This is a genomic window from Streptomyces olivaceus (assembly GCF_000721235.1).
In the GTDB taxonomy this organism is placed as follows: domain Bacteria; phylum Actinomycetota; class Actinomycetes; order Streptomycetales; family Streptomycetaceae; genus Streptomyces; species Streptomyces olivaceus.
Genome location: NZ_JOFH01000002.1, coordinates 190,092 through 204,042 on the forward strand (window position 1 = coordinate 190,092; position 13,951 = coordinate 204,042).

The following is a 13,951-nucleotide window of genomic DNA, read 5'->3' on the forward strand; positions in this document are numbered from 1 at the left end:
CTCGGTGCCTTCGGAATTCAGCGGCAAGCACGTCACCGTCGCCGGGCTCGGCGTCTCCGGCGTCCCGGCGGCCAAGGTGCTGCACGGGCTCGGCGCGCACGTCACCGTCGTCAACGACGGCGCCGACGAGCGCGCACGCACGCAGGCCGCGGAGCTGGAGGCGCTCGGCGTCACCGTCCGCCTGGGCGACGGCACAGCATCCGACAGCGGCTCCGCCGCGGGGTTGCCCGAAGGCACCGAACTGATCGTCACCGCACCCGGCTGGAAGCCCACCAAGCCCCTGTTCACGGCGGCCGAGCAGGCCGGTGTGCCCGTCTGGGGCGACGTCGAACTCGCCTGGCGCCTGCGCGGACACGGCGGCAGGAAGGCCGCGCCGTGGCTGGCGGTCACCGGCACCAACGGCAAGACCACCACCGTCCAGATGCTCGCCTCGATCCTGGCGGCGGCCGGTCTGCGCACCGCCGCCGTCGGCAACATCGGCGTCTCCCTCCTCGACGCGGTCACCGGCGACACCGAGTACGACGTGCTCGCCGTGGAGCTGTCCAGCTACCAGCTCCACTGGGCGCCCTCCCTGCGCGCCCACTCGGCCGTCGTACTCAACCTCGCCGCGGACCACCTCGACTGGCACGGCTCCATGGAGGCCTACGCCGCCGACAAGGGCCGCGTCTACGAGGGCAACCAGGTCGCCTGCGTCTACAACGCCGCCGACCGGGCGACCGAGGACCTGGTCCGCGCCGCCGACGTCGAGGAGGGCTGCCGGGCGGTCGGCTTCACGCTGGGCACGCCGGGCCCCTCCCAACTCGGCGTCGTGGAGGGCCTCCTGGTCGACCGGGCCTTCGTCGAGGACCGCCACAAGAACGCCCAGGAACTCGCCGAGGTCTCGGACGTCAATCCGCCGGCCCCGCACAACATCGCCAACGCCCTTGCCGCCGCCGCCCTCGCCCGCGCCTACGGCGTCCCCGCCGCCGCCGTACGGGACGGGCTGCGGGCCTTCACGCCCGACGCCCACCGCATCGCGCACGTCGCCGACGTCGACGGGGTCGCGTACGTGGACGACTCCAAGGCCACCAACACGCACGCCGCCGAGGCCTCCTTGGCGGCGTACGAGCCGATCGTCTGGATCGCCGGCGGGCTCGCCAAGGGGGCGACCTTCGACGAACTGGTCGCGGGCGCCGCGAAGCGGCTGCGCGGCGCCGTGCTCATCGGCGCCGACCGCGCCCTGATCCGCGAAGCCCTGGCGCGACACGCCCCGGAAGTACCCGTGGTCGACCTCGACCGGACCGACACTGGTGCGATGCCCCAGGCCGTCCGGGAGGCCCGGCGGCTCGCCGAGCCCGGTGACACGGTCCTGCTGGCCCCGGCCTGTGCCTCGATGGACATGTTCACCAACTACAACAAGCGCGGCGACGCGTTCGCGGAGGCCGTTCGCGAACTCGGCGCCTGACCCGGCAGCCTCCTGCGCCGGGCGACTTCGGGGAGGACGCGTGGGACGGTCCGTGCCGACGTGCATCGGGGGCAGCGATGCCCGGTAGTCCGCAGAGCCGCACCCGACGTCCGCCCGTACAGCGGGCCGCCGGGCGCCCCGCCGCACCCGGGCCGCGGCACGAGAGCCCGCTGCTCCGCCTGTACCTGCGCCTGCGCCGCGCCTGGGACCGCCCGCTGACCGCGTACTACCTGATCTGCGGCGGCAGCGCGCTGATCACCGTGCTCGGCCTGGTTATGGTCTACTCGGCCTCCCAGATCACCGCCCTCCAGCTGTCGCTGTCCGGCTCCTACTTCTTCCGCAAGCAGGCCCTGGCCGCGCTGATCGGCGCCGGACTCCTCGTCGCCGCCATGAAGATGCCGGTCAAGCTGCACCGGGCGCTGGCCTATCCGATCCTCGCCGGGGCCGTCTTCCTGATGATCCTGGTCCAGGTACCGGGGATAGGAGTCGCGGTCAACGGCAACCAGAACTGGATCGCGCTCGGCGGCTCGTTCCAGATCCAGCCCAGCGAGTTCGGCAAGCTGGCCCTGGTGCTGTGGGGCGCGGACCTGCTGGCCCGCAAGCAGGACAAGAAGCTCCTCGCGCAGTGGAAGCACATGCTGGTCCCGCTGGTGCCCGCCGCCTTCATGCTGCTCGGTCTGATCATGATCGGCGGCGACATGGGGACGGCGATCATCCTGACGGCGATCCTGTTCGGGATGCTGTGGCTGGCCGGCGCGCCCACCCGGATGTTCGCGGGCGTGCTGTCGATCGCCCTGCTGCTCGGCTTCATCCTCATCAAGACCAGCTCCAACCGCATGGCGCGGCTCAACTGCCTCGGCGCCACCGACCCCGGCCCCGGCGACTCCTGCTGGCAGGCCGTGCACGGCATCTACGCCCTCGCCTCGGGCGGGCTGTTCGGGTCCGGACTCGGTGCGAGTGTGGAGAAATGGGGCCAACTCCCCGAAGCGCACACCGACTTCATCTTCGCCGTCACCGGTGAGGAACTGGGCCTGGCGGGCACACTGTCGGTACTCGCCCTCTTCGCGGCTCTAGGCTATGCGGGTATCCGCGTGGCCGGACGCACGGAGGACCCGTTCGTGAGGTATGCCGCGGGAGGCGTGACCACCTGGATCACGGCCCAGGCCGTGATCAACATCGGTGCGGTCCTCGGGCTGCTGCCGATCGCCGGTGTGCCGCTCCCGCTGTTCTCCTACGGCGGTTCCGCCCTGTTGCCGACCATGTTCGCCATCGGTCTGCTGATCGCCTTCGCGCGAGACGAACCCGGTGCGCGGGCGGCGCTTGCGTTGCGGCAACCTCGCTTTGGTAGAAAGCGGGGGGCCAGGGGTCCCGCGGGCAAGCGGAATCCCCGGAGTTGGAACACGATGCGACGGCGTGCCTCGGCGGCGCGCTCGTCCGGAGAGCGGTGAATTTCGGTGCATGTCGTACTCGCCGGCGGAGGAACCGCGGGCCACATCGAGCCCGCGCTCGCCCTCGCGGACGCCCTGCGCAGGCAGGATCCCACCGTGGGGATCACGGCCCTGGGCACGGAACGCGGCCTGGAGACCCGCCTGGTGCCCGAGCGCGGCTACGAGCTGGCGCTGATCCCGGCCGTTCCGCTGCCGCGCAAGCCCACCCCTGAGCTGATCACCGTGCCGGGCCGGCTGCGCGGCACGATCAAGGCGACCGAGCAGGTCCTGGAGCGCACCAAGGCGGACGCCGTGGTCGGCTTCGGCGGCTACGTGGCGCTGCCCGGCTACCTCGCGGCCAAGCGGCTCGGCGTGCCGATCGTCGTCCACGAGGCCAACGCCCGCCCCGGCCTGGCCAACAAGATCGGCTCGCGCTACGCCGCACGTGTCGCCGTCTCCACCCCGGACAGCAAGCTGCGCGACTCCCGCTACATCGGCATCCCGCTGCGCCGCGCCGTCGCCACCCTGGACCGCGCCGCCGCGCGCCCCGAGGCCCGCGCGATGTTCGGGCTCGACCCCAACCTGCCGACGCTGCTGGTCTCCGGTGGCTCGCAGGGCGCCCGCCGCCTCAACGAGGTGGTGCAGCAGGTCGCGCCCTGGCTCCAGCAGGCCGGCATCCAGATCCTGCACGCGGTCGGCCCCAAGAACGAACTGCCGCAGGTCCACCAGATGCCGGGGATGCCCCCGTACATCCCGGTAAGTTATGTGGACCGGATGGACCTCGCGTACGCCGCCGCCGACATGATGCTCTGCCGCGCGGGCGCGATGACCGTCGCCGAACTCTCCGCCGTCGGGCTCCCGGCCGCCTACGTCCCGCTGCCCATCGGCAACGGGGAACAGCGGCTCAACGCCCAGCCGGTGGTCAAGGCCGGCGGCGGGCTGCTGGTCGACGACGCGGAACTCACGCCCGAGTGGCTGCAGCAGAACGTCCTGCCCGTGCTCGCCGACCCGCACCGGCTGTACGAGATGTCCCGCGCCGCCGCCGAGTTCGGCCGCCGGGACGCCGACGACCTCCTCGTCGGCATGGTGTACGAGGCGATCGCCGCCCGTGCGCATCGTTAGTCACGGATGACGGAAGGCAGGGAGCGTGGCCGGACCGACCACCGCCGAGCGCGGTGCACGCCAGCAGGAGTCGTCCGGCCCGCCCCGCGCGCGCCGGTTCGGCCCGCCTCGTCTTCGTACGATCATCATCATTGCCGTTGCCCTCGTGCTCCTCGCCGGCGGCTCCGTCTGGCTGCTCTACGGGTCCAACTGGACGCGCGTGGAGGACGTGTCGGTGACCGGAACCGACGTCCTGACGCCCGCGCAGGTGCGCGAGGCCGCCGACGTGCCCGTCGGGGACCCGCTGGTCTCCGTCGACACCGGTGCCGTGGAGGAGCGGCTGCGCCGGAAGCTGCCCCGCATCGACGAGGTCGCCGTGGAGCGTTCCTGGCCGCACGGAATCGGCCTGAAGGTGACGGAACGCACTCCGGTGCTGCTTGTCCGAAAGGGCGGAAAGTACGTGGAGGTGGACGACGAAGGCGTCCGGTTCGCCACGGTCTCCAAGGCCCCGAAAGGCGTTCCCGCCCTGGAACTTGACCCCGCCCGCTCCGGCTCCGCCGCGGCGAGTCTGCGCCGCTTCGACGAGGACCGCCTGGTGCGGGAGGCGGTGCGGGTGGCCGGCCGGCTCCCGGCCGCGGTCGCCCGGGACACCCGGCTCGTCAAGGTCCGTTCCTACGACGACATCTCCCTGGAGTTGAGCGGCGACCGGACCGTCGCGTGGGGGAGTGGTGAACAGGGTGTGCACAAGGCGCGCGCGCTCACCGCGCTGATGAAAGCGACTCCGAAGGCCGCGCACTTCGACGTGAGTGTTCCCACCGCCCCCGCCTCGTCGGCGAGTTGACGGGCATATGTGCAGGCCAGCACCCTGGCTGGGCAGCGCTACGGCTGATCACATAGGGTGAAAAGAAAAACGGGAGGTTCGGCGTGTTCGTTGAACGTGCGCCACTTGTCGACTTAGTGTCCTGTTCGGAAGAGTCCAAGGAACAGACACACTGGTAACCCTAAACTTCAGCGTTAGGGTTCGGGTCGGCGCTACGGACCGTCCCAATCGGCATCAGTCGTCGGGTCGCGGGGGCATCAGTGCTTCGGCGGTCGGGCGACACGTAACTCGAGGCGAGAGGCCTTCGACGTGGCAGCACCGCAGAACTACCTCGCAGTCATCAAAGTCATCGGTGTCGGCGGCGGTGGTGTCAATGCCATCAACCGGATGATCGAGGTCGGTCTCAAGGGCGTCGAGTTCATCGCCATCAACACCGACGCGCAGGCGCTGTTGATGAGCGACGCCGACGTCAAGCTCGACGTCGGCCGCGAACTCACCCGCGGACTCGGCGCCGGAGCCAACCCGGCCGTCGGCCGCAAGGCCGCCGAGGACCACCGCGAGGAGATCGAGGAGGTCCTCAAGGGGGCCGACATGGTCTTCGTGACCGCCGGTGAAGGCGGCGGCACCGGCACCGGCGGCGCGCCCGTCGTGGCCAACATCGCCCGTTCGCTGGGCGCCCTCACCATCGGCGTGGTCACCCGCCCGTTCACCTTCGAGGGGCGGCGCCGGGCCAACCAGGCCGAGGACGGCATCGCGGAACTCCGCGAAGAGGTCGACACCCTCATCGTCATCCCCAACGACCGGCTCCTGTCCATCTCGGACCGCCAGGTCAGCGTGCTCGACGCGTTCAAGTCCGCCGACCAGGTACTGCTCTCCGGTGTGCAGGGCATCACCGACCTGATCACCACGCCCGGCCTGATCAACCTGGACTTCGCCGACGTCAAGTCGGTCATGTCCGAGGCCGGTTCGGCCCTCATGGGCATCGGCTCGGCCCGCGGCGACGACCGCGCGGTGGCCGCGGCCGAGATGGCGATCTCCTCACCGCTGCTCGAGGCGTCCATCGACGGCGCCCGCGGCGTCCTGCTCTCCATCTCCGGCGGCAGCGACCTCGGCCTGTTCGAGATCAACGAGGCCGCCCAGCTGGTCAGCGAGGCCGCCCATCCCGAGGCCAACATCATCTTCGGCGCGGTCATCGACGACGCCCTCGGCGACGAGGTGCGGGTCACCGTGATCGCGGCCGGCTTCGACGGGGGCCAGCCGCCGTCCAAGCGGGACAACGTCCTCGGGTCCTCCTCGGCCAAGCGCGAGGAGCCCACCCCGGCCCGGCCCGCGTCCGAGAGCCGGCCGTCCTTCGGCTCGCTCGGCAGCGTCAAGCCGAAGGAGGAGCCGGAGCAGGCGCCCGCGCCCGAGCCGGTCGCCGACCTGCCGCCGGTCTCCCCGCCGCCGGTCCCGCCGTCGCGGACCTACTCGGACAGCGCGGCCGAGGAACTGGACGTGCCGGACTTCCTGAAGTGATAGGACAGCGCGACACCGTGAACGGCGCGCACTTCGGCTTCACCGACCGGTGGGGCGGAGTGAGCGCCGTTCCGTACGAGGAGCTCAATCTCGGCGGCGCGGTCGGTGACGACCCCGGCGCCGTCACGGCCAACCGGGAGCTGGCGGCCAAGTCGCTGGGCGTCGACCCGGCCCGGGTGGTCTGGATGAACCAGGTGCACGGGGCCGACGTCGCCGTGGCGGACGCGCCCTGGGGCGACCGCCCGGTCCCGCGGGCCGACGCCGTCGTCACCGCCGAACGCGGTCTCCCCCTCGCCGTCCTCACCGCGGACTGCGTGCCCGTCCTGCTCGCCGACCCCGTCGCCGGCGTCGTCGCCGCGGCCCACGCGGGCCGGCCCGGGCTGGTCGCCGGGGTCGTCCCCGCCGCCGTACGGGCCATGACCGGACTCGGCGCGGACCCCGCCCGGATCGTCGCCCGCACGGGACCCGCCGTCTGCGGCCGGTGCTACGAGGTGCCCGAGGAGATGCGAGCGGATGTCTCCGCGGTGGTACCGGCGGCGTACGCCGAGACGAGTTGGGGCACTCCGGCACTCGATGTGAGCGCCGGCGTGCACGCTCAGCTCGAGCGCCTCGGCGTGCGCGAGCGCACGCAGTCGCCGGTGTGCACCCGGGAGTCGACGGACCACTTCTCGTACCGGCGCGACCGCACCACCGGGCGGCTCGCCGGCTATGTCTGGCTGGACTGATGGGGCATGACGGACCGTAAGCACGAACTCGCCGTGAATCTGGCGAAAGTCGAAGAGCGCATCACCGCCGCCTGCGCGGCGGCGGGCCGTCCGCGCGAGGACGTGACGCTCATCGTGGTCACCAAGACCTACCCCGCGGACGACGTGCGCATTCTCTCCGGACTCGGAGTGCGCCACGTCGCCGAGAACCGCGACCAGGACGCCGCTCCGAAGGCCGCCGCGTGCGCGGATCTGTCGCTTTCGTGGCACTTCGTCGGTCAGTTGCAGACCAACAAGGTGCGTTCCGTGGTCGGTTACGCGGACGTCGTGCAGTCCGTGGACCGGGCCAGGCTCGTCACGGCGCTGTCGAGGGAAGCGGTTCGGGCCGGGCGCGAGGTGGGATGCCTCGTCCAGGTCGCGCTCGACGCGGCAGAGGGCGCACGCGGGGAGCGCGGCGGCGTCTCGCCCGCGGGAATCGAAGAGTTGGCCGAACTCGTCGCCGGATCGGACGGGCTGCGCCTGGACGGACTGATGACCGTCGCCCCGCTCACCGGTGAGTACGCGGGGCGCCCGCAGGCGGCGTTCGAGCGCCTCGCGGATGTGGCGACGCGCGTGCGCCGAACCCATCCGGCTGCCACCATGGTCTCCGCAGGCATGAGTGCGGACCTCGAGCAGGCCGTGGCTGCCGGAGCGACACATGTACGCGTCGGCACTGCGGTACTCGGAGTCCGACCCAGGCTCGGGTAACGTCGCCAAGAAGTCGGACCACAGCAGAAAATATGGTCATTGCCGCTGAACAGCGGACACAACGACCTCGTGGATCGCAGCCATTTGGCAGTCGTCAGCCGATCCACCACAGAGCGGAGGACTCAGAGCATGGCCGGCGCGATGCGCAAGATGGCGGTCTACCTCGGCCTCGTGGAGGACGATGGGTACGACGGCCGGGGCTTCGACCCCGACGACGACTTCGAACCCGAACTGGACCCGGAGCCCGAGCGGGACCACCGGCGCCATGAACCGGTACACCAGTCACACGGTTCACATCAGCCCCAAAGGGACGAAGAGGTACGAGTCGTGCAGCCGCCCGCACAGCGCGAGCCGGTCTCTCGTTCCGCTTCGCTGGGGGCGGAATCGGGTCGCCCGGCGCGCATCGCGCCCGTGGCGTCCATCACACAAGAACGCGCGAGCCTGGAAAAGAGCGCACCGGTCATCATGCCCAAGGTCGTGTCCGAACGAGAGCCCTACCGGATCACCACACTTCACCCCCGGACCTACAACGAGGCCCGTACCATCGGGGAACACTTCCGTGAGGGCACGCCGGTGATCATGAATCTCACTGAGATGGATGACACAGATGCCAAGCGACTTGTCGACTTTGCGGCCGGTTTGGTGTTTGGTCTTCACGGCAGTATCGAGCGGGTGACGCAGAAGGTGTTCCTGCTGTCTCCTGCTAACGTCGATGTCACGGCGGAGGACAAGGCCCGTATCGCAGAGGGCGGGTTCTTCAACCAGAGCTGAGACGCACAACCGGTACAGAGCAAGAACCCGGGCCCGAGGGAGGGTCTGAGAGATGGTTCAGGGGAGAGGGAAGCACAGGCATGAGCGTGGTCCTGGATGTCGTCTACATCGCGCTGATGTGCTTTCTCATCGTGCTCATCTTCCGGTTGGTCATGGACTACGTGTTCCAGTTCGCCCGCTCGTGGCAACCCGGCAAGGCGATGGTGGTCGTTCTGGAGGCCACCTACACTGTCACCGATCCACCGTTGAAGCTTCTGCGGCGGTTCATCCCGCCGCTGCGTCTCGGGGGCGTGGCGCTCGACCTGTCCTTCTTCGTACTGATGATCATCGTCTACATCCTGATCTGGATCGTGAACAACGTGAGCCAGCTGTGAGCGATGACAGAGATACGGGCTTGCCGAATGCCGACGACAACGTTGAGGTGAAGAGATGCCGTTGACCCCCGAGGACGTGCGGAACAAGCAGTTCACGACCGTCCGCCTCCGAGAAGGCTATGACGAGGACGAGGTCGATGCCTTCCTCGACGAGGTCGAAGCCGAACTGACCCGCCTGCTCCGCGAGAACGAGGACCTGCGGGCCAAGCTGGCCGCGGCGACCCGTGCGGCCGCGCAGAACCAGCAGAACATGCGCAAGCCTCCGGAACCCCCGCAGGATCAGCAGCAGCCACCCCACCAGCAGGGCCAGCCGCCGCACCAGCAGGGGCAGCCTCCGCACCAGCAGGGACACCCGCCCCAGCAGGGCGGCATGCCTCAGCAGGGCATGCGAGGTCCCGGCGCTCCGGTGCCCGCCGGCATATCGGGCCCGCCGCAGCAGCAGATGGGTGGCCCCATGGGTGGGCCGCCCCAGCTGCCGAGCGGTGCCCCGCAGCTGCCCGCCGGCCCCGGCGGACAGGGCGGCCCGCAGGGTCCCGGCCCGATGGGTCAGGGTCCGGGGCCGATGGGCCAGGGCCCGGGTCCGATGCAGGGTCAGATGGGTCCCGGCCCGATGGGCGGCCCCATGGGCGGCCCGCAGGGTCCCGGCGGCCCCGGTGGTCCTGGCGGTCCCGGTATGCCCGGCCAGGGCGGCCCCGGCGGCGACAGCGCCGCCCGCGTCCTCTCGCTGGCCCAGCAGACCGCCGACCAGGCGATCGCCGAGGCCCGTTCCGAGGCCAACAAGATCGTCGGCGAGGCACGTTCGCGTGCCGAGGGCCTGGAGCGGGACGCCCGCGCCAAGGCGGACGCCCTGGAGCGGGACGCGCAGGAGAAGCACCGCGTCGCGATGGGCTCCCTGGAGTCCGCTCGCGCCACGCTGGAGCGCAAGGTCGAGGACCTGCGCGGCTTCGAGCGCGAGTACCGCACGCGGCTGAAGTCCTACCTGGAGTCGCAGCTGCGCCAGCTGGAGACCCAGGCGGACGACTCGCTCGCCCCGCCGCGCACGCCCGCCACGGCCTCCCTGCCGCCGTCCCCGGCGCCCTCGATGGCACCGGCCGGCGCCAGTGCCCCGTCCTACGGCGGCAACCAGTCGATGGGCGGCGGTCCGGGCCAGTCCGGTCCGTCCTACGGCGGGCAGCAGCAGATGCAGCCCGCGATGACCCAGCCGATGGCGCCGGTGCGGCCGCAGGGGCCGTCGCCGATGGGGCAGGCACCTTCGCCGATGCGAGGGTTCCTGATCGACGAGGACGACAACTGATCTGTAGTACGGCGTAGCCTCCGGCAACGTTCAGGGCGGGCCCCGGGTTTCTGACCCGGGGCCCGCCCTTTGGTTGTGCCGGGCGCTGGTGCCGAGGCCGACCGCGGGCGCCTCCCGGGCCGTTCAGGCGCTGGTTCAGGCACTTGGGGGAGGCTCGACCGTCCGTGGCTACGGCAGAGGGCCCGCATCTCCCGGATGCGGGCCCTCGTTGCTTGCCTCGGCTACTGCTTGCGCAGGCGGAAGGCCAGGGACAGCCCCTCGTCCGTGAACGGGGCGCCGTACGTGTCGTCCGCCTCCCCCTGGGCGAAGTCCGTCGCCAGGACCTCGTCGGCGATCAGGCCGGCGTGGCCGGTCAGGGCCGCGATCGTCGCCGGGTCCGTGGCCGTCCAGCGCAGGGCGATCCGGTCGGCGACGTCGAGGCCGCTGTTCTTGCGGGCCTCCTGGATCAGGCGGATCGCGTCCCGGGCGAGGCCCGCGCGGCGCAGCTCCTCCGTGAGCTCCAGGTCCAGCGCCACCGTCGCGCCCGAGTCGGAGGCGACCGACCAGCCCTCGCGCGGCGTCTCCGTGATGATCACCTCGTCGGGGGCGAGGGCGACGGTCTCGCCGTCGACCTCCACCGAGGCCGTGCCCTCGCGCAGGGCGAGGGACAGCGCGGCGGCGTCCGCGGCCGCGACGGCCTTCGCCACGTCCTGCACGCGCTTGCCGAACCGCTTGCCCAGCGCCCGGAAGTTGGCCTTCGCGGTCGTGTCGACCAGGCTGCCGCCGACCTCGCTCAGCGAGGCGAGGGACTCGACGTTCAGCTCCTCCGTGATCTGCGTGTGCAGCTCGGGGGAGAGCGTGCCGAAGCCCGCCACCGCGATCAGCGCGCGGCTGAGCGGCTGCCGGGTCTTGACGCCGGACTCCGCGCGGGTGGCACGGCCCAGCTCGACCAGGCGGCGGACCAGGACCATCTGCTGCGACAGCTCCGGGTCGATCGCCGTGAGGTCGGCCTGTGGCCACGAGGACAGGTGGACCGACTCGGGCGCGCCCGGGGCGACCGGTACGACCAGGTCCTGCCAGACCCGCTCGGTGATGAACGGGGTCAGCGGCGCCATCAGCTTGGTGACCGTCTCGACGACCTCGTGCAGCGTGCGCAGCGCGGCCTTGTCGCCCTGCCAGAAGCGGCGGCGCGAGCGGCGCACGTACCAGTTGGAGAGGTCGTCGACGAACGCGGACAGCAGCTTGCCGGCCCGCTGGGTGTCGTAGGCGTCCAGTGCCCGCGTGACCTGGTCGGTCAGCGCGTGCAGCTCGGAGAGCAGCCAGCGGTCCAGGACCGGGCGGTCGGCCGGTGCCGGGTCGGCCTCGCTCGGGGCCCAGCCCGTGGTGCGGGCGTACAGGGCCTGGAAGGCGACCGTGTTCCAGTAGGTGAGGAGCGTCTTGCGGACGACCTCCTGGATGGTGCCGTGGCCCACCCGGCGGGCCGCCCACGGGGAGCCGCCGGCCGCCATGAACCAGCGGACCGCGTCGGCGCCGTGCTGGTCCATCAGCGGGATCGGCTGCAGGATGTTGCCCAGGTGCTTGGACATCTTGCGGCCGTCCTCGGCGAGGATGTGGCCGAGGCAGACCACGTTCTCGTAGGACGACTCGTCGAAGACCAGGGTGCCGATCGCCATCAGCGTGTAGAACCAGCCGCGGGTCTGGTCGATGGCCTCGGAGATGAACTGCGCCGGGTAGCGGCTCTCGAACAGCTCCTTGTTCTTGTACGGGTAGCCCCACTGCGCGAACGGCATCGAACCCGAGTCGTACCAGGCGTCGATCACCTCCGGTACGCGCACCGCTTCGAGGGAGCAGCCCTCGTGGGAGCAGGTGAAGGTCACGTCGTCGATGAACGGCCGGTGCGGGTCCAGGGCCGACTGGTCGGTGCCGGACAGCTCGGTCAGCTCCGCGCGGGAGCCGACGACCGTGAGGTGGTCGTCCTCGCAGCGCCAGATCGGCAGCGGCGTGCCCCAGTAGCGGTTGCGGGAGAGCGCCCAGTCGATGTTGTTGTTCAGCCAGTCGCCGTACCGGCCGTGCTTGACCGCCTCCGGGTACCAGTTGGTCTTCTCGTTCTCCGCCAGGAGGCGGTCCTTGATCGCCGTGGTGCGGATGTACCAGGACGGCTGCGCGTAGTAGAGCAGCGCGGTGTGGCAGCGCCAGCAGTGCGGGTAGCTGTGCTCGTAGGGGATGTGCTTGAAGAGCAGGCCGCGCGCGTCCAGGTCCTCCGTCAGCTTCTCGTCGGCCTTCTTGAAGAAGACGCCGCCGACGAGCGGGACGTCCTCCTCGAAGGTGCCGTCGGGGCGGACCGGGTTGACCACGGGCAGGCCGTAGGCGCGGCAGACCCTGAGGTCGTCCTCGCCGAAGGCGGGGGACTGGTGGACGAGGCCGGTGCCGTCCTCGGTGGTGACGTAGTCGGCGTTGACGACATAGTGCGCGGGCTCGGGGAACTCGACCAGGTCGAAGGGCCGCCGGTACGTCCAGCGCTCCATCTCGGCGCCCGTGAAGGACTGGCCGGTGGTCTCCCAGCCCTCCCCGAGGGCCTTGGCGACCAGGGGCTCGGCGACGACGAGCTTCTCGTTGCCGTCGGTCGCGACGACGTAGGTGACGTCGGGGTGCGCGGCGACGGCGGTGTTGGAGACCAGGGTCCACGGGGTCGTCGTCCAGACGACCAGCGCGGCCTCGCCGGCCAGCGGTCCCGAGGTCAGGGGGAAGCGGACGTAGACGGACGGGTCGACGACCGTCTCGTAGCCCTGGGCCAGCTCGTGGTCGGACAGTCCGGTGCCGCAGCGGGGGCACCAGGGGGCGACCCGGTGGTCCTGGACCAGCAGGCCCTTGTTGAAGATCTCCTTCAGCGACCACCAGACGGACTCGATGTACTCGGGGTCCATCGTGCGGTACGGGTCCTGGAGGTCGGCCCAGTAGCCCATACGGGTCGTGAGCTCTTCGAAGGCGTCCGTGTGGCGGGTCACCGACTCGCGGCACTTCGCGTTGAACTCCGCGATGCCGTACGCCTCGATGTCCTGCTTGCCGGAGAAGCCCAGCTCCTTCTCGACCGCCAGCTCGACCGGCAGGCCGTGGCAGTCCCAGCCCGCCTTGCGGCCCACGTGGTAGCCGCGCATCGTGCGGAAGCGGGGGAAGACGTCCTTGAAGACGCGCGCCTCGATGTGGTGGGCGCCGGGCATGCCGTTGGCGGTGGGCGGGCCCTCGTAGAAGACCCACTCGGGGCGGCCCTCGGACTGCTCCAGGGTCTTGGCGAAGATCTTCTGCTCACGCCAGAAGTCGAGCACCGCGTGTTCGAGCGCGGGCAGGTCGACCTGGGCGGGTACCTGGCGGTACTGCGGCTGCGTATTCAACGAGCTTCCTCCGGCGGATGTGCTGCCTTCCGTCGGAGGGACGAGAGCCGTGCTCCCGCGGTACCACCCTCCTTGGCCCCCGGCGCGTCGTGTGCTCCGGTGAGCCCCCTCATTGGGGTCGCGAGCCGGTTCTACTCGCCCCCACGGCTTGCGGGGCTTTCTTCCGGCGGCTCCGGGGTGATCTTCACGTCGCGCTCGCCCCCGGGCTCACACCGTCCCCGGGTCGCTCTGGGCTGCTGACGCCGCTACTCGTCCCCATCCACGCTTCTCGCTCCGCCCAGTGTACGGCGCCGCACGGACGGCGGCCGACCGGTTTTGCCACCGGGCGGGGTGCGGGCGCCGTACCGCCCGGGCGTGCCCGGACGTGACCCGAATGCCGACGTCCG

General features: G+C 70.9%; 11 protein-coding genes. 10 read left to right on the forward strand and 1 reads right to left on the reverse strand.

Translation table 11 applies throughout. The annotated features are described in order from the left end of the window. The first annotated feature begins 4 nt into the window (after positions 1–4). The 10 genes from murD to divIVA all read left to right on the forward strand — a co-directional run bounded on the left by murD (position 5) and on the right by divIVA (position 10,197). Entirely contained in the window at positions 5–1,444 is a 1,440-nt protein-coding gene (murD, locus tag IG94_RS0103775; protein WP_107060428.1) for a UDP-N-acetylmuramoyl-L-alanine--D-glutamate ligase, read from the forward strand. Between the two features lie 77 nt (positions 1,445–1,521). After that, complete coding sequence (gene ftsW / locus IG94_RS0103780; RefSeq protein ID WP_031030955.1) at positions 1,522–2,892, forward strand: putative lipid II flippase FtsW; 1,371 nt, start codon at positions 1,522–1,524, stop codon at positions 2,890–2,892. 6 nt (positions 2,893–2,898) lie between these two features. After that, a complete protein-coding gene (gene murG, locus IG94_RS0103785) occupies positions 2,899–3,993 on the forward strand; it encodes an undecaprenyldiphospho-muramoylpentapeptide beta-N-acetylglucosaminyltransferase (protein WP_031030957.1) in 1,095 nt (364 codons plus the stop codon). 25 nt (positions 3,994–4,018) lie between these two features. Then, a complete protein-coding gene (ftsQ, locus tag IG94_RS0103790) occupies positions 4,019–4,813 on the forward strand; it encodes a cell division protein FtsQ (protein WP_031030958.1) in 795 nt (264 codons plus the stop codon). A gap of 288 nt (positions 4,814–5,101) precedes the next feature. Beyond that, positions 5,102–6,307: a cell division protein FtsZ gene (gene ftsZ, locus IG94_RS0103795; protein WP_031030961.1), complete on the forward strand. Its 1,206-nt coding sequence runs from the start codon at positions 5,102–5,104 to the stop codon at positions 6,305–6,307. Further along, a complete protein-coding gene (gene pgeF, locus IG94_RS0103800; protein WP_031030963.1) occupies positions 6,304–7,032 on the forward strand; it encodes a peptidoglycan editing factor PgeF in 729 nt (242 codons plus the stop codon). Before ftsZ ends, pgeF begins: the two co-directional genes overlap by 4 nt. 6 nt (positions 7,033–7,038) lie before the next feature. Continuing rightward, the gene (locus tag IG94_RS0103805) at positions 7,039–7,758 is read left to right on the forward strand and encodes a YggS family pyridoxal phosphate-dependent enzyme (RefSeq protein WP_031030966.1); all 720 of its coding nucleotides are present in this window, start codon (positions 7,039–7,041) and stop codon (positions 7,756–7,758) included. A 129-nt stretch (positions 7,759–7,887) separates the two neighbouring features. After that, complete coding sequence (locus IG94_RS0103810; RefSeq protein WP_031030969.1) at positions 7,888–8,529, forward strand: cell division protein SepF; 642 nt, start codon at positions 7,888–7,890, stop codon at positions 8,527–8,529. Between the two features lie 80 nt (positions 8,530–8,609). Continuing rightward, positions 8,610–8,903 carry a YggT family protein gene (locus tag IG94_RS0103815; protein WP_031030972.1) on the forward strand — a complete coding sequence of 98 codons (294 nt, stop codon included), beginning with the start codon at positions 8,610–8,612 and terminating at the stop codon, positions 8,901–8,903. Between the two features lie 55 nt (positions 8,904–8,958). Then, a complete protein-coding gene (gene divIVA, locus IG94_RS0103820) occupies positions 8,959–10,197 on the forward strand; it encodes an apical growth/hyphal branching protein DivIVA (protein ID WP_031030974.1) in 1,239 nt (412 codons plus the stop codon). Positions 10,198–10,418: 221 nt separating this feature from the next. On the opposite strand, the gene ileS is transcribed toward divIVA, so the two are convergent. After that, a complete protein-coding gene (ileS, locus tag IG94_RS0103825) occupies positions 10,419–13,565 on the reverse strand; it encodes an isoleucine--tRNA ligase (RefSeq protein WP_031030976.1) in 3,147 nt (1,048 codons plus the stop codon). Between the last annotated feature and the right edge of the window lie 386 nt (positions 13,566–13,951).

Coding starts and splice junctions, on each gene's coding strand:
- ftsW (WP_031030955.1), top strand. CDS start 1,522: ATGCCCGGTAGTCCGCAGAGCCGCACCCGACGTCCGCCCGTACAGCGG.
- IG94_RS0103805 (WP_031030966.1), top strand. CDS start 7,039: ATGACGGACCGTAAGCACGAACTCGCCGTGAATCTGGCGAAAGTCGAA.
- IG94_RS0103810 (WP_031030969.1), top strand. CDS start 7,888: ATGGCCGGCGCGATGCGCAAGATGGCGGTCTACCTCGGCCTCGTGGAG.
- IG94_RS0103815 (WP_031030972.1), top strand. CDS start 8,610: ATGAGCGTGGTCCTGGATGTCGTCTACATCGCGCTGATGTGCTTTCTC.
- divIVA (WP_031030974.1), top strand. CDS start 8,959: ATGCCGTTGACCCCCGAGGACGTGCGGAACAAGCAGTTCACGACCGTC.